12 protein-coding genes and 2 tRNA genes are annotated in these 19,359 nt (G+C 59.3%); 12 read left to right on the top strand and 2 right to left on the bottom strand.

Annotated elements, in window-relative coordinates; all coding sequences use genetic code 11:
* Positions 1 to 153: 153 nt before the first annotated feature.
* The 6 genes from ACQZ45_RS13135 to ACQZ45_RS13110 all read left to right on the top strand — a co-directional run bounded on the left by ACQZ45_RS13135 (position 154) and on the right by ACQZ45_RS13110 (position 7,613).
* Positions 154 to 1,332, top strand: a complete 1,179-nt coding sequence (locus ACQZ45_RS13135) for a phosphoserine transaminase (protein WP_448742275.1) — start codon at positions 154 to 156, stop codon at positions 1,330 to 1,332.
* A gap of 83 nt (positions 1,333 to 1,415) precedes the next feature.
* The gene (serA, locus tag ACQZ45_RS13130) at positions 1,416 to 3,011 is read left to right on the top strand and encodes a phosphoglycerate dehydrogenase (protein ID WP_003511378.1); all 1,596 of its coding nucleotides are present in this window, start codon (positions 1,416 to 1,418) and stop codon (positions 3,009 to 3,011) included.
* A 225-nt stretch (positions 3,012 to 3,236) separates the two neighbouring features.
* Entirely contained in the window at positions 3,237 to 4,319 is a 1,083-nt protein-coding gene (locus tag ACQZ45_RS13125; protein ID WP_003511377.1) for a Tim44 domain-containing protein, read from the top strand.
* Positions 4,320 to 4,808: 489 nt separating this feature from the next.
* On the top strand, positions 4,809 to 5,999 hold the full coding sequence (locus ACQZ45_RS13120) for an OpgC family protein (RefSeq protein ID WP_003511376.1): 1,191 nt from the start codon (positions 4,809 to 4,811) through the stop codon (positions 5,997 to 5,999).
* A gap of 205 nt (positions 6,000 to 6,204) precedes the next feature.
* Complete coding sequence (gene mnmA / locus ACQZ45_RS13115) at positions 6,205 to 7,401, top strand: tRNA 2-thiouridine(34) synthase MnmA (RefSeq protein ID WP_035199644.1); 1,197 nt, start codon at positions 6,205 to 6,207, stop codon at positions 7,399 to 7,401.
* A gap of 135 nt (positions 7,402 to 7,536) precedes the next feature.
* Positions 7,537 to 7,613: transfer RNA gene (locus ACQZ45_RS13110), tRNA-Met, on the top strand.
* Positions 7,614 to 8,404: 791 nt separating this feature from the next.
* Here ACQZ45_RS13110 and ACQZ45_RS13105 read toward each other — a convergent pair.
* Positions 8,405 to 8,479, bottom strand: a tRNA-Gly gene (locus ACQZ45_RS13105).
* A gap of 256 nt (positions 8,480 to 8,735) precedes the next feature.
* Here ACQZ45_RS13105 and ACQZ45_RS13100 point away from each other — a divergent pair.
* The 6 genes from ACQZ45_RS13100 (at position 8,736) to pbpC (ending at position 18,849) form a co-directional block, all read left to right on the top strand.
* Positions 8,736 to 9,245, top strand: a complete 510-nt coding sequence (locus ACQZ45_RS13100) for a prolyl-tRNA synthetase associated domain-containing protein (RefSeq protein ID WP_013761810.1) — start codon at positions 8,736 to 8,738, stop codon at positions 9,243 to 9,245.
* Positions 9,246 to 9,299: 54 nt separating this feature from the next.
* On the top strand, positions 9,300 to 10,268 hold the full coding sequence (gene trxA / locus ACQZ45_RS13095; protein ID WP_013761809.1) for a thioredoxin: 969 nt from the start codon (positions 9,300 to 9,302) through the stop codon (positions 10,266 to 10,268).
* A gap of 68 nt (positions 10,269 to 10,336) precedes the next feature.
* Positions 10,337 to 11,008 (top strand): LON peptidase substrate-binding domain-containing protein, encoded by a 672-nt coding sequence (locus ACQZ45_RS13090; RefSeq protein WP_003511372.1) that lies wholly within the window; start codon positions 10,337 to 10,339, stop codon positions 11,006 to 11,008.
* Positions 11,009 to 11,018: 10 nt separating this feature from the next.
* Positions 11,019 to 11,207, top strand: coding sequence for a Trm112 family protein (locus ACQZ45_RS13085; protein WP_003511371.1), 189 nt, complete (start codon positions 11,019 to 11,021; stop codon positions 11,205 to 11,207).
* 122 nt (positions 11,208 to 11,329) lie between these two features.
* A complete protein-coding gene (locus tag ACQZ45_RS13080; protein WP_060642427.1) occupies positions 11,330 to 16,774 on the top strand; it encodes an alpha-2-macroglobulin family protein in 5,445 nt (1,814 codons plus the stop codon).
* Positions 16,771 to 18,849, top strand: a complete 2,079-nt coding sequence (pbpC, locus tag ACQZ45_RS13075; RefSeq protein ID WP_162731116.1) for a penicillin-binding protein 1C — start codon at positions 16,771 to 16,773, stop codon at positions 18,847 to 18,849. Before ACQZ45_RS13080 ends, pbpC begins: the two co-directional genes overlap by 4 nt.
* 115 nt (positions 18,850 to 18,964) lie before the next feature.
* Here pbpC and ACQZ45_RS13070 read toward each other — a convergent pair whose 3' ends face one another.
* Positions 18,965 to 19,261 carry a hypothetical protein gene (locus ACQZ45_RS13070; RefSeq protein WP_013761805.1) on the bottom strand — a complete coding sequence of 99 codons (297 nt, stop codon included), beginning with the start codon at positions 19,259 to 19,261 and terminating at the stop codon, positions 18,965 to 18,967.
* Positions 19,262 to 19,359: the final 98 nt, after the last annotated feature.

Raw genomic sequence — 19,359 nt, 5'->3', positions numbered from 1 at the left:
TTTCAGCGGTATCCAATTCGTCGCATGACGCATATGGACTAAAATTCTCATGCGTAGCGACATATTCCGCTTGACGGAGGCCGGTGAGAGGAATAGCAACGGCGTCAGGACACCTCTCCCTAACGAGAGGCGCCTATCTGAAAGGGTAGTCAAATGACAGATATAGTGAAGCCGGACCTCCGTCCGGGCAATACGCATTTTTCTTCTGGTCCCTGCTCGAAGCGTCCCGGTTGGTTGCTAGATGCTCTATCCGATGCACCGCTCGGTCGCTCGCATCGCGCCAAGGTTGGCAAAGCCAAGCTGAAGCAGGCCATCGATCTCACCCGTGAAATTCTCAATGTTCCCGCCGATTATCGCATCGGCATTGTTCCCGCGTCCGACACCGGCGCCGTTGAAATGGCCCTTTGGTCGCTGCTCGGTGAACGCGGCGTCGATATGCTTGCCTGGGAAAGCTTTGGTGCCGGCTGGGTTACCGATGTCGTCAAGCAGCTGAAGCTGAAGGACGTACGCAAGTTGGAGGCCGATTACGGCCTGCTGCCGAACCTGGCAGAAGTCGATTTCGACCGCGATGTGGTTTTCACCTGGAACGGCACCACCTCCGGTGTCCGCGTTCCCAATGCCGATTTCATTCCTGCTGACCGCAAGGGTCTGACTATCTGCGATGCCACCTCGGCGGCCTTCGCGCAGGATATGGACTTTGCAAAGCTCGACGTCGTGACCTTCTCCTGGCAGAAGGTTCTGGGCGGCGAGGGTGGCCACGGCGTCATCATCCTTTCGCCGCGCGCTGTCGAGCGTCTGCTGAGCTACGCGCCGGCATGGCCGCTGCCGAAAATCTTCCGCATGGTCTCCGGCGGCAAGCTCATCGAAGGCATCTTCACTGGCGAAACCATCAACACCCCGTCCATGCTCTGCGTTGAGGATTATATCGACGCGCTGCTGTGGGCGAAGAACCTTGGTGGCCTGAAGGCGCTGATTGGCCGTGCTGATGCCAATGCCAAGGTCATCTACGACTTTATCGAGAAGAACGACTGGATCGCCAACCTGGCCGTCAAGCCGGAAACCCGCTCCAACACCTCCGTCTGCCTGAAGATCGTCGATCCCGACGTACAGGCGCTGGATGCTGCTGCGCAGGCGGATTTCGCCAAGGGCATCGTTGCCCTGCTTGAAAAGGAAAATGTCGCCCTCGATATCGGCGCTTACCGTGACGCACCGTCCGGTCTGCGCATCTGGGCCGGCGCAACCATCGAGACGGCCGATATGGAAGCCGTCATGCCCTGGCTCGCCTGGGCCTACCAGACGCAGAAGGCAACACTTTCCAAGGCTGCCGCCTGATTTTGATACCGGCCCTGCGTTGATGCAGGGCCGCCGATTTCCCGCTTTTAAAACTGCACCGTTTTTCAAGGAGCCCCTGAACCATGGCACCTCGCGTACTCGTATCCGACGAACTGTCGGAAACCGCCGTCCAGATTTTCCGTGATCGTGGCGTCGAAGTCGATTTCCAGCCGAAACTCGGCAAGGACAAGGACAAGCTGGCTGAAATCATCGGCAATTACGATGGTCTTGCCATTCGTTCCGCCACTAAGGCGACCGAAAAGCTGATCGAAGCGGCGACCAATCTCAAGGTCATCGGCCGCGCCGGTATCGGCGTCGATAACGTCGATATCCCGGCCGCTTCGCGCCGCGGTATCATCGTCATGAACACGCCGTTCGGCAACTCTATCACCACTGCCGAACATGCGATTGCGCTGATGTTCGCCGTCGCTCGTCAGCTTCCGGCTGCCGATAGCTCCACGCAGGCGGGTAAGTGGGAAAAGTCGAAATTCATGGGTGTCGAAATCACCGGCAAGACGCTCGGCGTCATCGGTGCCGGCAACATCGGCTCCATCGTCTGCTCGCGCGCACTTGGCCTGAAGATGCACGTTCTGGCCTACGATCCCTTCCTGTCGCCGGAGCGCGCGCAGGAAATGGGCGTGACGAAGGTTGAGCTGGACGAGCTGTTGGCGCAGGCCGATTTCATCACCCTGCATGTGCCGATGACCGACAAGACACGCGGCATCCTCAATGCCGAAAACCTTGCCAAGACCAAGAAGGGCGTACGTATCGTCAATTGCGCCCGTGGCGGTCTGGTGGATGAGGCGGCTCTTGCCGACGCCATCAAGTCCGGCCATGTCGCCGGTGCAGGCTTTGACGTTTTCGAAGTCGAGCCCGCCACCGAAAGCCCGCTTTTTGGTCTTCCCAATGTCGTCTGCACGCCGCATCTCGGCGCTTCGACCACGGAAGCACAGGAAAACGTTGCGCTTCAGGTTGCCGAGCAGATGTCGGATTATCTGGTCAAGGGTGCCGTCTCCAACGCCATCAACATGCCATCGATCACGGCGGAAGAAGCACCGCGCCTGAAGCCCTTCATCCGTCTGGCGGATGTCCTCGGCTCCTTCGTCGGTCAGGTGCAGGAAAGCGCCACCAAGGAAATCGAAATCCTTTATGATGGTGCAACCGCCAACATGAACACCAAGGCGCTGACCAGCGCGTTGCTGGCGGGCCTTATCCGCAGCCAGGTTGCGGATGTGAACATGGTTTCCGCGCCTGTTATGATCAAGGAAAAGGGTGTTATCCTGTCCGAGGTCAAGCGTGACAAGACCGGCGTTTACGACGGTTACATCAAGTTGACGGTCAAGACTGAAAACCAGGTTCGCTCGGTTGCTGGTACGGTGTTCTCGGATGGCAAGCCGCGCTTCATCCAGATCAAGAACATCAACATGGATGCGGATGTTGGATCGCACATGATCTACATCACCAACACCGACGTTCCCGGCATGATCGGCTTCATGGGCACCACGCTTGGTGAGGCTGGCGTCAACATTGCCAACTTCCAGCTCGGTCGTGAAAAGGAAGGCGGCGACGCCATCGCGCTTCTTTATGTCGATGGTCCGGTTTCCGAAGACGTGCTGGACAAGCTGCGCGCCAACCCGGCAATCCGCCAGGTCAGGCCGCTGACATTCAACATCGACTGATACCTATCGTTCCTCCCAAGGGGACAATAAGGGCCGGTGCAGGGGAAACCCTGTGCCGGTTTTTTTGTTTCTGAACCGCCGGTTTCACCGAAATGTGTGCGTGTTTCTCTCTCTGGTTGCATATCACGAAAAATTTAAGGCGGGCATACTAAAAATGATGATCATGAGTTGCTATATCGCGTGCTGATATGCCGCTCATGGGAGGGTGGCCAACAGGAGATAGTGATGTTTGCTGCCTTTCGGCGCTTCAAAGGTTTGTTCGCAGTCGCCGCGCTTGGTATCGCGGTATCTTTCGTAGCCGTCGATATGGCGGAAGCACGCCGTGCGAGCGGCGGTTTCGGTAGCCGCGGCACAAGGACGTTTTCCGCGCCGCCGTCGACCAGCACCGCCCCCGGCCAGACCGCGCCGATCAACCGCAGCATGACTCCTAACACCCAGCAAAACCAGGCGACGCCCGGCGCTGCACAGCCGGCGCGTCCCGGTGCGCAGGCACCGCAGCAGAGCCGTGGCCTGTTTGGCGGCATGATGGGTGGCTTGATGGGCGGACTGCTGATGGGTGGCCTGTTCGGCATGCTCATGGGCGGCGGTTTCGGCGGTATGGCCGGTTTCTTCGGTATGTTGCTGCAGGTGGCGCTGATTGGCCTTCTGGTCATGTTCGCCATGCGTTTCTTCGCATCGCGCCGTCAGGGCCAGCCGGCTTTCGGTGGCGCAGGCGGATCGCAGCGCACGGATCATTCCGGCTCCTCCTTTAATGGCGGCCCGCAGGCAGGTCCTTCCGCATCCTCGTTCAAGATTCCGAAGATCGGCGCGCTTGCCGGTGCTGCGGGCGGCGCAGCCGCGGCCACTGCCGCAACCGCAAAGCCGGTGGCACATGCCAATGCTATGTCCGAAGGTGACGAAATTGGCATTACCCAGAGCGATCTCGAAGTCTTCCAGAAAATGCTGCAGGATGTTCAGGCTGCCTATGGGGCTGAAGATTACGGCACGTTGCGCAAGCTGACGACGCCGGAAGCCATGTCCTATCTTGCTGAGGAACTGAGCGACAACGCGACGAGCGGCGTGAAAAACGACGTGCGCGACGTAACGCTGCTGCAGGGCGATGTTGCCGAAGCCTGGCACGAAGAGGGCCAGGACTATGCAACGGTAGCCATGCGCTACTCCGCCATCGACATTATGCGCGACCGCACCTCCGGCAAGGTGATCGAAGGGGACGAGCAGCATCCGTCCGAAGCGGTGGAAATGTGGACCTTCGTGCGCCGTGGCGGTAACGACAACTGGCAGGTCGCCGCCATTCAGGCCGCTGCCTGAGACGACGCGTAGTCTTGTCTGAATGAAACAGCCCGGAGGTTTTACCAACCTCCGGGCTTTTGCGTACCGCGATGCGTGATGCCGCGACATTGTCTTTCGTCGATAATTCAGTGATCGCGGTGGCAGATCGCAACTCTCCAAAAAAATGACTGATAAATCTAACGGGTGATATCTGTATCGTCCCGCGAGTGGCTGTCCGCGTTTTCCCTGCCATGCAGGGGTTTGCGCCCTCTTCGTCGAGGCGTGGCGCTGACGCATAGCTCTTTTGCTCCACGGAATTGCCGTTTTTCATTCATCCGGTGTTCAGTCCGCGCATCCTAACCAGCATGCGTACACGTCAATGTTACTTTTCGCGCCGGTTCTAAACCGCTTTGGGAAGGGAACCACAGGCGCAAAACAGCGTTGACAATCCAATTCCCGGCCCGCCTCCCGCAAGCCGGGCTGGGTGGCCGGGCAATGCACGGCCCGCGAGAACGGAGAGCTATCGAGATGAAACGCTTTGACCTGATCGACGGGATGCGTGGTTACTTCCTCGTCTTCATGCTGATCAACCATCTGGTGTTTGCAGGCGGTTTCTGGCTGGTGGAAATCAATCACCGCCAGTTTGCCTTCGTGGAAGACGCGCAGGGCTTCGTCTTTCTGTCCGGTCTGCTGATCGGCATGGTCTATGCCCGCAAGATGATGAAATATGGCTATGATGCCGGCAAACAGATGATCTGGAACCGGGCGATGGAGCTCTATCGCTATGCGATGGGTCTCGTCATCGCCGTGCTGTTCTTCCGCATGGTCATCCCGCATGCGCCCTATATCTGGTACAACTGGCTGGGCATGACGTCGTTCGACGATCCGCTGCGTCTGGCGGCGATTGCGACATTCCTTTTCCAGCCTACATTCATGGATATTCTGCCGCAGTACATTGTTTACATGCTGTTCGCACCCGTCCTCGTTAAACTCTGCCTCGACGGCAAATGGGCTTATGTCATGGCAGGCTCGCTGCTGGTCTGGATGGCCGGCCAGCTCGGTCTTCAGCAGATCGTGACGACGCCGCTCAATGAACTCGTCAAGGGTGCCGACGAGCAGGGTATCCGCGTCAGCTTCAATCTTCTCGGCTGGCAGCTGGTGTTCTACTCGGCGCTGGTGCTGGGCGCGATGACGGCGCAGAACCGCATTCCGTGGAAGGCGATCTTCTCACCGCAACAAACATGGCTTCCGAAGGCGGCACTTCTCATCTGCCTGTTTTTCATGCCGCTTCGTATCGCAACCGCCTGGGGCCTGATGCCGGAATTCGTGATGGGCAAGTTCTCCACGATGGAGATCCGTGCCGATTTCGGCCCGGTCTACCTCATCAATTTCCTTGCTGTTGGTGTGGGTCTCACTTGGCTGGTGATCGCTGGTCCGAAGCATCACCGCCCGATCGTCCGCTCGATTGCGGAGGGCGTGATCTGGGTGCTCTCGCTGAAATTCCTGCAGCTGCTCGGCCGCCATTCGCTTCAGGTCTATGTCTGGCACGTGGCTATCGTCTATGGCGTCTATTATCTGGATGGCCGTACGGCCGAACTTTCGCAGGTCAGCAAGACGCTAATTGCCCTTACCGCAATAGGCTTGCTGGCTTTGCCGGCCCTGTGGAGGGAGCGCGACAAGTGGATTGGCAGCAGCGGCCAGAAGACGGCGGGCGCTTAACAACCGGTCACCACCTCACTCTAATGGCTTTACGGGGCGGTTTTCCGCCCCGTACTTGCGTGCGCGGCCATTCCTTTCTATATGCAGCCCTTAAATCCGCATGGTGGCGAGGCAGGACAGTCTTTTTCGACTAAGGCTTGCCGCAGCGGATGACCGACAGGCGGCGGGGCCTTTACCCCCGTTATGACTGACGATGGGAAAAAACGTGAATACGCTCGATTTTGACAAGAGGCCGGAAGACACCCGGATCGTTGTCGCCATGTCCGGTGGCGTCGATTCTTCGGTTGTGGCCGGTATCCTCAAGCGCGAGGGCTATGACGTCCTCGGCATAACTCTCCAGCTTTACGACCACGGTGCGGCTGTGCACCGCGCCGGCTCCTGCTGTGCGGGACAGGATATTGACGATGCGCGCAGGGTCTGCGAAACGCTCGGCATTCCCCACTATGTGCTGGATTATGAAGCGCGGTTCCGCGAAACCGTCATCAATCCCTTTGCCGAAGCCTATGCGATGGGTGAAACGCCGATCCCCTGCGTTGCCTGCAACCAGACGGTAAAATTCGCCGATCTGCTCGCCACTGCTCAGGAACTCGGCGCAGATGCGCTGGCGACCGGCCACTACATCCGCTCGCGTCCCAATCCCGTTGCCGGCCAACCGGGACGCCGCGCGCTGTATCGCCCGATCGATAGCGATCGTGACCAGAGCTGGTTCCTGTTTGCAACGACGCAGGAGCAGATCGACTATCTGCGGTTTCCGCTCGGCGGCCTCTCAAAGGCCGAAACACGCGCGCTGGCGGAAGATATGGGTCTCGTCGTCGCCAAGAAGGCCGACAGTCAGGACATCTGTTTCGTACCTCAGGGCAAATATACCGATATCATCAACAAGCTGAAGCCGAATGCGGCGTTGGCGGGCGATATCGTCCATCTGGACGGGCGCGTACTCGGCCGCCATGACGGTATCGTGCATTATACCATCGGTCAGCGCCGGGGTATTGGTGTCGCGACTGGGGAGCCGCTGTATGTCGTGCATCTCGATGCGCGTGGCCGCAGGGTCATCGTCGGTCCGCGGGAGGCGCTGGAGACCCGCCGTGTCTATCTGCGAGACATGAACTGGCTTGGCGATGGCGCGCTTGCGGACGAGGCCGGGCAGGGCTTTGCCTGCTTCGCCAAGGTGCGCTCCACCCGCCCGCCAACCGAAGCGATGTTGCATGCCGATGAAAACGGCATCTACGTGGATTTGATGACCGGCGAGGCGGGTGTCGCTCCCGGTCAGGCCTGCGTGCTCTATTCTGCACCGGGCGCGGATGCCCGCGTTTACGGTGGTGGTTTCATCGAACGTTCGGAACGCTCGGTGGACGCCGAGGCTTCGCTGAAGGCGCTTTTGGAAAAGCCGGTTGCTGCCTGAAACAAATCGGTTTTCACCGCCGTGTGGAAAGCGAATTTTTTGCGCGTCATGCGCTTGACACTTTGGGGAGCGGCACCTTATAAGCCGCTCATCCTGATGGAGCGGACGGTCACATGGCTGTCACGTTTTCCCTGTGGCGGGGTAGCTCAGGTGGTTAGAGCAGCGGAATCATAATCCGCGTGTCGGGGGTTCAAGTCCCTCTCCCGCTACCATTCATCTTCAATGAGAAAAGCAAAGTTTGCGTCGTCTTCTGGACGTACGTTGAGAATTTGCGGCATTCCTCGCACTGCCTGTGGCTGGCCGGACGCCAAAAAAAGGGAAACCCGCTTGCCGTATCGAAACAGCCAGCGGGTCTCAACCTTTACCCCCTCCCACAAGGGCGAGCGAACAAAAGCACATCAAATGAATTATGACAAGATCAAGGCGACCATATTGTTGCGGTAGAAGACTCTGTTTGCCAGTTTAGCGGCGGATGGCAGAGAGTAACCACTTCCGTATGCCGCTCGTAAGGGGAGCGGTAAGACACGATATTATCGTTGCAGCGTAAGGGCGCGCCGGCAGCATAGACATTTGCAACGGCACGTGGATGATGGTGCACTTTGTATTTCGGGGCCGTTTCCCTTCCGTAATTGATCATGTCGGCAGCGAAAGAGGCAGCCGGGATGGACAGGACGGCAAATACGGCAACCACACAAGTTCGTCTGAGATTTATGGACATGAGCTATCCCCTCGTGTTGACCAACGCAGGAAAACGCGATGCGCCCGGGAGCTGTTCCCTGTGCCAAATGGTATTTTCACGGGGTGACAAAAAATGCCCGCTCGCGGCGGGCAATTCAGAGGGGAACTGAGGTTAGGAGCCTCGCGTCAAGAATGGATATCCTTGCCAAAAGTTCCGCCTGATTACACGTCGCCCGATAAAAATCATGCACGCCAAGCCGACAGACCGGGAGCGGCGTCTTCATAAGCAATCGAAATAACGCAAATAACTGTGTTCTGGGAAATTTGGAGCGGGCGAAGGGATTTGAACCCTCGACCCCAACCTTGGCAAGGTTGTGCTCTACCCCTGAGCTACACCCGCTCAAATCCATCGGTCCGGGGTAGTACGCTGAACCGTGGGCCACCGCAATGCGGCGACGGGCGCTATATCGCTCAATCGATTTTGGAATGCAACAGGGAAATGACAAAAACGCGAAAATTTCTTTGAGAAATGCGACAAGCGGCGGAAATGATTGGGAATTTTCGCGCCGTCGCTTTTTCACGCGTTGCCAAGCCGCGGTTGCCCCCTTAATCATGACGGAGAGGATATCGGAATCGGCAAAGGCAGGCGGCAGGATATGGCGGAAAATTCTCCGAAGACGGCAGCGGACTTGTTCGCGTTTCTGGACGGGCTCGGCATCGAGCATAAGACAAAACAGCATGAGCCGGTCTACACCGTTGCTGAATCCCAGTCGTTGCGTGATCTAATCCCGGGCGGCCACACGAAGAACCTTTTTGTGAAGGACAAGAAGGATCAATATTTCGTTCTGACCGTTGAGGAGAACGCGGTCGTCGATCTGAAAAGCGTTCACAAGACGATTGGCGCGGCAAGCCGCGTATCCTTCGGCAGGCCGGAAAAAATGCTTGAATATCTGGGTGTCGTGCCGGGATCTGTCACGGTTTTCGGCGCCATCAACGACACGGGTGGGCAGGTCACCTTCGTACTCGACAGCGATCTTCTGGAAAACGAGCTTATCAACGGTCACCCGCTTTCCAACGACCAGACGACGACGATAGGAAACAAAGACCTCATTCGCTTCCTGGAGGCGACCGGCCACACGCCGCTTGTCTTGAAAGTCAGCGAGTGAGATACGATCTTTGCTTCAACCAAGACAATACGACAGAGATTACGGGAGACCGGCATGAGCGGCACGAACAATCCTTACGGCAGTTCCTACGGCGGGCAGATGTCCGGCAACGCGCAATATAGCGGGGAGCTGAACGGCGCGTCTTCCGGTCACATCAAGGACACCACAACGGCGGCCTTCTCCAAGGATGTTCTCGAGGAATCGCGCCACCAGCCGGTTCTGGTGGATTTCTGGGCACCGTGGTGCGGCCCATGCAAGCAGCTGACGCCGGTTCTCGAAAAGGCAGTAAACGAGGCGAATGGCCGCGTGAAGCTTGTGAAACTGAATATCGACGATCACCCGTCTATTCCAGGACAACTCGGCATCCAGTCCATTCCCGCCATCGTTGCTTTCCTGGATGGCAGGCCGGTGGATGGCTTCATGGGCGCGGTACCGGAAAGCCAGATCAAGCAGTTCATCGACAAGATCGCCGGACCTGATGCGGGTGATCCGAAGGCTGAGATCGAAGCGGTTCTGGCAGAGGCAAAGCAGCTTCTGGCGGATGGCGATCATAATGGCGCGGCACAATTGTTCGGCGCGGTTATGCAGGCCGATCCCGAAAACGCCGCCGCAATCGCTGGTATTGCCGAATGCATGATTGCCGTTGGACAATATGAACGGGCAAGCGAACTCCTCTCGTCCCTGCCGGCGGAAGTGGCCGCAGATGCTGGCATTCAGCTCGTCTCGAAAAAGATCGCGCAATATGAAGAAGCCCGCAAGATTGGCGACCCGGTGGCGCTGGAACGTGATCTCGCGCTCGATCCCGATAATTACGAGGCTCGTGTGAAGCTTGCCAAGGTCCTCAACGCTCAAGGGCGGCGGGATGAGGCAGCGGATCATCTGCTCTATGTCATGCGCAAGGACAGAACCTTTGATGATGACGGCGCGCGCCGCCAGCTTCTGGAGTTTTTCGAGGCCTGGGGCTTCAAGGATCCGGCAAGTGTGGCCGGGCGCCGGAAGCTTTCGTCGATCTTGTTTTCGTAATGCGGGCATATCCCGGCCATGGCGGTTGATCCGCCGGCCGGGCAGCGGTGAACAGGGGGCTTGATCCCATGCATGTCGGAAATGCGAGATATGTGAAGAACAATGATTTGCCGGAAACTGTGCCGGTATTTCCATTGTCGGGCGCGTTGCTTTTGCCGGAAGGCCACCTGCCGCTCAATGTCTTCGAGCCTAGATACCTCGCCATGATTGATATGGCACTGGCCGGCCACCGGGTCATCGGCATGGTGCAGCCGGCCCTTCACGTCATTGAGGGGGGGCATGATGGTGGTCCTTTGAGCGCTGTCGGATGTCTTGGTCGCATAACTTCCTTTTCGGAAACCGGGGATGGGCGTTATGTCATTTCGCTCACCGGCATCTGCCGCTTCCGCCTGCTGGAAGAGGTGGATGTGGGCAAGCCCTATCGCAGTTTCCGGCACGCGCCCTTCATCGCCGATCTTTCCGGCGAGTATGATGAGGACGCTGTGGACCGCGAAAATCTGCTGCGGGTGTTCCGCGCGTTTCTGGATGCGAACCAGCTGGAAGCCGATTGGGAAAGCGTGGAGCGCGCAGGCAATCGTGTCCTCGTCAATTCGCTTTCCATGATGTCTCCCTTTGGTCCCGCCGAAAAGCAGGCGCTGCTGGAAGCGCCTGACCTGAGGACGCGGGCCGAAACATTGATCGCCATCACCGAGATCGTTCTTGCCCAGGGCTCGGGCGAGGCCGGTACTGTGCTGCAGTAGGATCGCCGCCATGGACGACAGGATGAGCAATGCCGATCCCAAGCTGCTTGAGCTGCTGGTTTGCCCCTTGACGAAGGGACGTCTTTCCTACGATCGCGCCCGCAACGAGCTGGTGTCCGAAAGCGCAGGGCTCGCCTACCCCATCCGCGACGGGGTGCCGATCATGCTGATTTCCGAAGCGCGCAAATTAGAAGACTAGCGTTAGCCCTGCCTGCCGCTCTCTCCACAGTGTCACGTCGCAAATTGACGATGATGCGTTGACAACCGTGCGTGGATTTGACCAGAGTCCCGCCCGACATGTCTGTTGCGGGGAGAAAACTGATGTCGTTGCGCGCGCTCGTCCGGATCTCGTTGATTGCGGTCTCAACCGCCATTACTTTTATTCCAGCTGTGGCGGCGGAACCTTCCCGCAAGGTGGTTACCACCAAAAATGGCGATTATTTCGGGTTCGATCTCAGAACCGAGCAGAATGTCTCGCTTGAGCAGTGCGGCGAGATTTGCGTCGGCGATACCGCCTGCAAGGCGTTCACCTACAATCCCAAGGTGCAATGGTGTTTCCTTAAATCGGATTTCAATCAGCTCAATGCCTTCCCCGGTGCCGTCGCCGGCAAGATCGTGCAGGTTGTCGCTGAAGCCGATATCGGTGCACCGCAGCGTCTTTCTTTCGTGACTGATAGCCTGCAGCAGGAAGCGCGCCGGCTGAAATCGGGCCTTGCGGCAAGCGCGGAGCAGCAGAGCCAGGGACTGGAGAACCTGCTGCAAACGGCAAGGCAGCAGGCGGCAGCCGACGCGATCGAAACCTACAAGGCGGCTCTTGCGATTTCGCCCGATGACGGTGCTCTCTGGGCCGAATTTTCGCAAAGGGCGGCGCAGGTTGCCGACAATTACGCGATTGCGGGCCAGGCCGCTTCCGCTGCCATCAATGCCTATCAGTTGAGCCGCACGGTCAGTGCCCGCACCGAGGCGTTGAACCGGCTGGCCCAGGCTTTCGAAAAGACCCAGAATTATCGCGCGGCGCTTAATGCCTATAAGGAGAGCCTCACACTTTCCGATAATGCGCAGACGAAGGCGGCCTATGCCGATCTGCGCACGCGCCAGGGATTCCGCGTCATCAACAATACGATTGATACGGATAGTGTCAGCCCGCGCGCATGCGTGCAGTTTTCCGAACCGCTGGTGAAGAACGGTGTCGATTATTCCTCTTTCGTCACATTGGATGGTGCTGCACCCAAGGCGATCGAGGCGAAGGGCAGTGAGATTTGCGTCGAGGGGCTGACCCATGGTCAGCGTTACAAGATTGCGTTCCGCGCCGGCCTGCCGTCCTCGGTGGAAGAACCGCTGGAAAAGCAGGTCGATCTCGATATCTACGTGCGTGACCGTGCAGCGAGCGTCCGCTTCACCGGCGAGAACTTCGTGCTGCCGGGCACGGCGCGGCGCGGCATTCCCATTGTTTCGGTCAATGCCGAAAAGGCCGATCTGAAGCTTTACCGTATTGGCGACCGTAACATCACGTCGGTCTTGGCAAACTCGCAGTTTTTGACGCAGATGGACGGTTACAACGCCGACCGTATTGAAAACGAGCTCGGCGAGCTGGTCTGGCAAGGTTCGATAGACATTCAGCCGGACCTCAACAAGGACGTAGTGACGAGCTTTCCGGTGGACGAAGCCTTGCCGGAGCGGAAGCCCGGCATCTATGTGCTGACCGCCGTACCGCCCGGCACCGCACCGGAGACATGGGATTCGCGCGCCACGCAGTGGTTCCTCGTTTCCGATACGGGCATCACCACCTATGCCGGCACCGATGGCCTGAACGTATTCGTGCGCTCGCTCGGCAGCGCCGCACCGCTTGGCGGGGTGGACTTGCAATTGCTCGCCAAGAACAACGAAGTGCTCGGCACTGCAAAGACGGATGCAGACGGCAGGGCAGTATTTTCGGCAGGCCTGATGCGTGGCACAGCGGCGCAGGCGCCAGCCATCCTCACAGCGCGCAACGGCGACAAGGACTACGTCTTTCTGGACATGACGCGCGCCGGTTTCGATCTTTCCGACCGTGGTGTGACTGGCCGCGCGGCCCCCGGCGCCATCGACGTGTTCAGCTGGACAGAGCGCGGCATCTACCGCGCCGGCGAGACCGTGCACGCGGCAGCGCTGGCCCGTGATGTTGACGGCAAGGCGATCGAGGATCTGCCGCTGACCTTCATCTTCTCGCGTCCTGATGGCGTCGAGGACCGGCGTTTCGTGAGTGACGGCAAGGCGCTCGGCGGCCATGCGGTCGATCTGCCCTTGCAGGCGAATGCCATGCGCGGCACCTGGACGCTGCGCATTCATACCGATCCGAAAACGGCTGCGATCAGCGAAAAGAGCTTTCTGGTCGATGATTTCGTGCCTGATCGCACCGAATTTGATCTCTCCAGCAAGGTGAAACAGATCGAGCCGGGCGCGGAAACGGCAATCGACGTCGATGGCCGTTATCTCTACGGCGCGCCCGCAGCTGGCCTGACGCTGGAAGGTGAGGTCGCCGTCAAGCCGACCCGGACGAGTACCGACTTCGAGGGTTATTTCTTCGGTCTAGCGGATGAGGAAAGCGAAGAGGAAAATCGCACCGCGCTTGCCGATCTTCCGGCGCTGGACGAAGAAGGCAAGGCAAGCTTCAATGTCGATCTTACGGATTTGCCTTCCACCACGCAGCTGCTTTCCGCCAACATCACCGTTCGGATGCGCGAGGCCGGTGGCCGCGCCGTCGAACGATCTCTGACGCTGCCGGTGAAGGCGCAAGCACCTGTCATCGGCATCAAACCGCAGTTTTCGGGTGATCTCGCCCAGAATTCCGTTGGCCGTTTCCACATTATCGGCGTGACAGCTGATGGCGCGAAACAGGCGATGAGTGGCCTCAGCTGGAAGCTGATCAAGGTAGAGCGAAACTATCAATGGTATCGTCAGGGTAACTCCTGGCGGTACGAACCGGTGGAATATACCAAACAGACCGAAACCGGCACGGTTTCCGTCGATGCCAATGGCGGTGAGATTTCCGTGCCTGTCACCTGGGGCCGCTACAGGCTGGAAGTGGAAGGTGCCGGCAATGGCGCACCGGTTTCGAGCGTCGAATTTGATGCTGGTTTCTACGTCGAGGCAAGCTCGACAGAGACGCCGGATGCGCTGGAAATCGCGCTGGACAAACAAAACTACAAGATCGGTGATACCGCAAAACTCAAGGTATCGTCGCGTTTTGCCGGTCAGCTGATGGTCACGTCAGGTTCGGAAAAGCTGATTTCCGTGCAGAATGCTGAGATCGGTGAGGATGGCGGCGAGATCGACATTCCCGTTACCGAGGAATGGGGCGCGGGGGCGTATGTGACGGCCACGCTGTTCCGTCCGGGCGATGCGCAGGAAAGCCGCATGCCGATGCGCGCCATAGGCATCAAGTGGCTTGCCGTCGATCCCGCCGAGCGCAAGCTTGCGGTAACGCTAGGCGCGCCGCAGAAGACGCTGCCGCGTCAGCCGCTTGAAATTCCGATCAGTGTCGCCGGCGCGGGCGTGGGCGAAAAGGCCTATGTCATCGTCGCGGCTGTGGATGTCGGCATATTGAACCTCACCCGCTATGAACCGCCGAAGCCGGATGAATGGTATTTCGGTCAGCGACGGCTGGGGCTGGAAATCCGCGACCTCTATGGCCGCCTGATCGACGGCTCGCTTGGCGCCACCGGTCGCCTGAGAACGGGCGGTGATGGCGGGGGCGCAGCACTGCAGGGCAGCCCGCCCACCGAAAAGCTCGTGGCCTTCTTCTCGGGACCTGTCGAACTTGACGCACACGGCAAGGCGACGGTGAGCTTCGATATTCCTCAGTTCAACGGCACGGCCCGCATCATGGCTGTCGCCTGGACGAAGACGGGCGTGGGACATGCGGTCTCCGACGCCGTCATTCGAGATCCCGTGGTGGTGACGGCCAGTGCACCGAAGTTCCTCGCGCCCGGCGATGTCTCGCAATTGCGGCTCGATATCGCCAATACCGATGGCGATGCCGGCGACTACCGGCTGGATGTGACCAGCAACACGGCACTTACGGTCGATCAGGGTGAGATGTCGCAGACCCTGGCACTGCAAAAGGGCGGCAAGTCGTCGCTGACCGTGCCGTTAACAGGCGAACAGCCGGGCAATGGCGCAATCACCATCAAGGTCTCCAATGCCGCCGGTCTTTCGCTGGAGCAGGTATTGAATGTTCCCGTGCGTCCAGCCGTTCTGCCGGTCACGACGCGGCGTGAAATCAAGATCGCGCCCAATAGCAGCCTGACGATCAATGGCGACCTTCTGGCCGATAGCATGCTTCTCGGTTCGTCCGTCGCCGTCAACGTCACACGCTCGCCAGCCTTCGATATTCCGGCGCTGGTGATGATGCTCGACAAATATCCTTACGGCTGCGCCGAGCAGACGACGAGCCGCGCTTTGCCGCTGCTTTATCTCTCGGAAATGACCAAGGATAGCGGCATTGCCGAGGACCCGGATACCCGCCGCCGCGTGCAGGAGGCGATCTACCGGGTGCTGTCCTTCCAGTCGAGTTCCGGCAGTTTCGGCCTCTGGTCTCCCGGTTACGGAGATCTGTGGCTGGATGCCTATATCAGCGACTTCCTGACCCGTGCGCGCGAGCAGGGTTACGATGTTCCCGAACAGGCGATGGTGCAGGCTTTGAGCAACCTGCAAAACGGTCTTTCCTACGATAGCAACGTCAAGGATCGGGGCAACGAGATCGCCTATTCGCTTTACGTTCTGGCGCGCAACCGCAAGGCGGCGATCAACGATCTCAGATATTATGCGGATACGGCGCTTGCCGATTTCCCCACACCGCTTGCCAAGGCGCAGGTTGCCGCAGCCCTTTCGCTTTATGGAGATCAGGCACGCGCGAAGACTGTGTTCGGTGCCTCGCTCGATATGGCGAGCCGTGCCACCAAGGTTAGCTTCGCAAGGGCGGATTACGGTTCCGCCCTGCGTGATGGCGCAGCGACGCTGGCGCTTGCGGCGGAAAGCCGTCCGGTTCCTGCCGTCGTGCCGCAACTTGCAGGTGCCGTGGCGAAGGAATGGGAAAAGAAACCCTATACCAGCACCCAAGAACAGGCATGGATGCTGCTTGCCGCCCGCGCCGTCAAAGGTGAGGACAAGGATATCCGTCTTGATGTGAACGGCGATTTGCAGACCGGCGGTTTCGGCAAGCGGATGAGCGGCGACGAATTGCTGGCGGCACCCTTGAAGATCGCCAACGCGTCGGCTGATCCGGTCACGGCGGTGGTCACCACGGTCGCGCCCCCGGCACAACCGCTTGCCGCCGGTGGCGAGGGCTTCACCATTACCCGTACCTATTATTCCATGGATGGCGAGGAGGTGAACGCGAGCGAGGTGGTGCAGAACGAGCGTTACGTGGCGGTGCTGAATGTCACGCCTAAAAATGACTGGCAAGCACGCATTCTCGTGACTGACCTTCTGCCTTCCGGTTTCGAGATCGACAATCCGAGCCTCGTCAATTCTGCCGCCCTTTCGAATTTCGACTGGTTGCCGGAAACCGAAGCTGCGCATACCGAATTCCGCTACGACCGGTTCGTGGCGGCCTTCGATCGCACGGCTGGCGACAGTTCGGAAATCACGCTGGCCTATGTGGTCCGGGCCGTCACCCCGGGCACTTATGATCATCCGGCGGCCTCGGTCGAGGATATGTACCGGCCGCAATTTTCCGCCCGCACGGCAACGGGCCGCATGGAGGTGCGTTCGGCAACCCCATGAGGCGAAAAAAGGCGATCATCGTCGGCATCGTGTCGGCCGCTCTGCTTGTAGGCGGTGCGGCCTTCGGTCTCGATGCGCTGGACAAAGCCTATCCACCACCACTGGAGGCTGCGCAGCAGCGGTCCTTCGAGGTGCTGGATAGAGACGGGCGGTTGCTGCGCGCATTTGCGACACCTGATGGCCGCTGGAGGCTGAAAACCAGCGCTGCAGAAGTCGATCCGCAGTTCCTGCGCATGCTGATCGCTTACGAGGACCAGCGTTTTTACGACCATCACGGCATTGACCCGTGGGCGCTGCTGCGCTCCGCCTGGCAATTGGCAAGCAACGGCCGGATCGTCTCCGGCGCCTCGACGCTTTCCATGCAGGTGGCGCGGCTGATCGAACCGCGCACCGACCGGTCGTTTTCGGCGAAGTTTCTGCAGGGATTGCGCGCGCTCCAGATCGAAAGACGGCTCGACAAGGTGGAAATCCTCGATCTTTATCTGAATATCGCGCCTTATGGCGGCAATCTTGAGGGTGTTCGTGCCGCAAGCCTCGCCTGGTTTGGCAAGGAGCCCGCCCGGCTCGACACGGCGGAGGCGGCTCTTCTGGTTGCGCTGCCGCAATTGCCGGAGAAACGCCGACCGGACCGCTTTCCGGATGCGGCAAGGCAGGCGCGGGAGAGGGTTTTGCAGCGCCTTGCCGTGGAACGCGTGGTGGGTGAAGGCGAAGCAGAGCGGGCGACCCTTGCAGCCGTTCCCGCCAACCGGCGTGATCTGCCGGCCTATGCACCGCATATGGCGGCTGCCGCACGCGTGAAGTTTGCCAATGCCACCGAGGCGCACTCGACGCTCAGATTGCCGATCCAGCGGGAACTGGAAGCCGTTGCCCGCCATGCAGCGGAAAAGCTGACAGAAAAGGTCTCCGTCGCCATCGTCATGGCCGACGCGCAGACCGGTGATATTGTGGCTGAAGTTGGTTCCGCTGATTATCTCGATACTGCAAGGCGCGGTTTCGTGGAGATGAGCCGCGCCGTGCGCTCGCCGGGCTCCACTCTCAAGCCATTCATCTATGGCCTTGCCTTTGAAAATGGTCTCATCGGGCAGGAAACCATCATCGAGGATCGCCCGGCGGATTTTTCCGGTTACCGCCCGCGTAATTTCGATATGCATTATCAGGGTGATGTCAGCATCAGGCAGGCACTGCAACTGTCGCTCAATGTGCCCGCCGTAAAGCTTCTGGATGCTGTCAGCCCATCTGCGCTGATGGTGCGTTTTCGCCGCGTGGGCGTGAAGCTCGTGCTTCCCACCACCGAGGCGCCGGGCCTTGCCATTGCGCTAGGAGGTGCTGGTATTTCGCTGGTTGATCTGGTGCAGCTTTATGCGGGCCTTGCCGGCGGCGGCGACCCTGTGCGGCTGGGGGACGGTGTGCGCTCCGCGCCGCAACGGCTTGCCGGAGATCGGCTGTTTGCCGACGCTGCGATCTGGAACGTCTCCGACATCCTGTCCGGTGTGCTGCCGCCACTCGGCATGAAGCAGCGCGGCATCGCCTACAAGACCGGCACCAGCTACGGTTACCGTGATGCCTGGTCGGTAGGTTATGACGGGCGGCATGTCATCGGCGTCTGGGTCGGTCGTGCCGATAACGGCGCCGTCCCGGGCATTGCCGGTTATGCGACGGCAGCCCCGATCCTCTTCGAGGCTTTCGAGAAATCCGGCGTGGCGATCACGCCAATGCCTGCTGCACCTTCTGGCGTCGCGCGGGTGGCCGTGAGCGACCTTCCCGCCAACCAGCGGCGTTTCACATTGACCGCAAGCGGCCTGCTTTCGGCCTCAAGGCGCGAAAGCGCGCCGCGCATCGTCTATCCACCGGAAGGGGCTAGGGTGGAGCTCTCCAGCCAGTCAGGCATTTCGCCGCTAGTGCTGAAGCTGCAAGGCGGCCGCGCGCCCTTCCGCTGGCTCGCCAACGGCAGGCCGCTCCCGGATGCTTCGCTCCGCCGCAACAGCGAATGGCGACCGGAAGGGCAGGGGTTTTCAACGCTGACCGTGATAGACGCCGATGGCCGCGCTTCGAGCGTGCGCGTTTTCATCGAGTGAATTTTTGACGGCTTGCGCACCACGCTGCTGAACGCCGCGTCGCAGGCAGCTTCTTGCCCGCGTCATAGAAGTTCATTTGCAGAGACCTGATGCAACGTGGAAGGAGGAACGGCGATCACGCAACGTCGAGTGAATGACGATCGATACGCTCCTGAAGTGCGACCACAACCGCATGCAGGAATTCTCTGCATCGAGGGTCGACGGTCTTCGCCAGTGTCATTTCCAGCCGGCTGCGGATCTTGTCCATGAACCCAACATGATCGAAGCTGTCGGCGGCGATATTTACCTCGACTTCTTCCATATAGTGCAACAGGTGCGGTTCCAGTGCGAGATTTGGGTCCATCCGGTATCTGGTGGCCATCTGCTCTGCAAGCGTTCCCATCTGTACGTATGGGCCATATTCGTTGATCATTCTGTCTCCTTCATCGGGTGTGAGCATCTTAGATAGGTGCTGTTTGTGGATGCACGAGATGTGTTTGCGATCAAACGCGCAAAAGACCGGAGCTAATT

This window comes from Agrobacterium sp. 16-2014-1-2a, from assembly GCF_053522705.1.
This window is presented reverse-complemented; position numbering and strand designations above follow the sequence as displayed.

Bases quoted from the DNA above. Each gene is read 5' to 3' on its own strand.
- ACQZ45_RS13070 (WP_013761805.1), bottom strand. From the start codon at position 19,261: ATGATCAACGAATATGGCCCATACGTACAGATGGGAACGCTTGCAGAG.
- ACQZ45_RS13100 (WP_013761810.1), top strand. From the start codon at position 8,736: ATGGCGGAAAATTCTCCGAAGACGGCAGCGGACTTGTTCGCGTTTCTG.
- serA (WP_003511378.1), top strand. From the start codon at position 1,416: ATGGCACCTCGCGTACTCGTATCCGACGAACTGTCGGAAACCGCCGTC.
- ACQZ45_RS13085 (WP_003511371.1), top strand. From the start codon at position 11,019: ATGGACGACAGGATGAGCAATGCCGATCCCAAGCTGCTTGAGCTGCTG.
- ACQZ45_RS13080 (WP_060642427.1), top strand. From the start codon at position 11,330: ATGTCGTTGCGCGCGCTCGTCCGGATCTCGTTGATTGCGGTCTCAACC.
- ACQZ45_RS13125 (WP_003511377.1), top strand. From the start codon at position 3,237: ATGTTTGCTGCCTTTCGGCGCTTCAAAGGTTTGTTCGCAGTCGCCGCG.
- pbpC (WP_162731116.1), top strand. From the start codon at position 16,771: ATGAGGCGAAAAAAGGCGATCATCGTCGGCATCGTGTCGGCCGCTCTG.
- ACQZ45_RS13135 (WP_448742275.1), top strand. From the start codon at position 154: ATGACAGATATAGTGAAGCCGGACCTCCGTCCGGGCAATACGCATTTT.
- trxA (WP_013761809.1), top strand. From the start codon at position 9,300: ATGAGCGGCACGAACAATCCTTACGGCAGTTCCTACGGCGGGCAGATG.
- ACQZ45_RS13090 (WP_003511372.1), top strand. From the start codon at position 10,337: ATGCATGTCGGAAATGCGAGATATGTGAAGAACAATGATTTGCCGGAA.
- ACQZ45_RS13120 (WP_003511376.1), top strand. From the start codon at position 4,809: ATGAAACGCTTTGACCTGATCGACGGGATGCGTGGTTACTTCCTCGTC.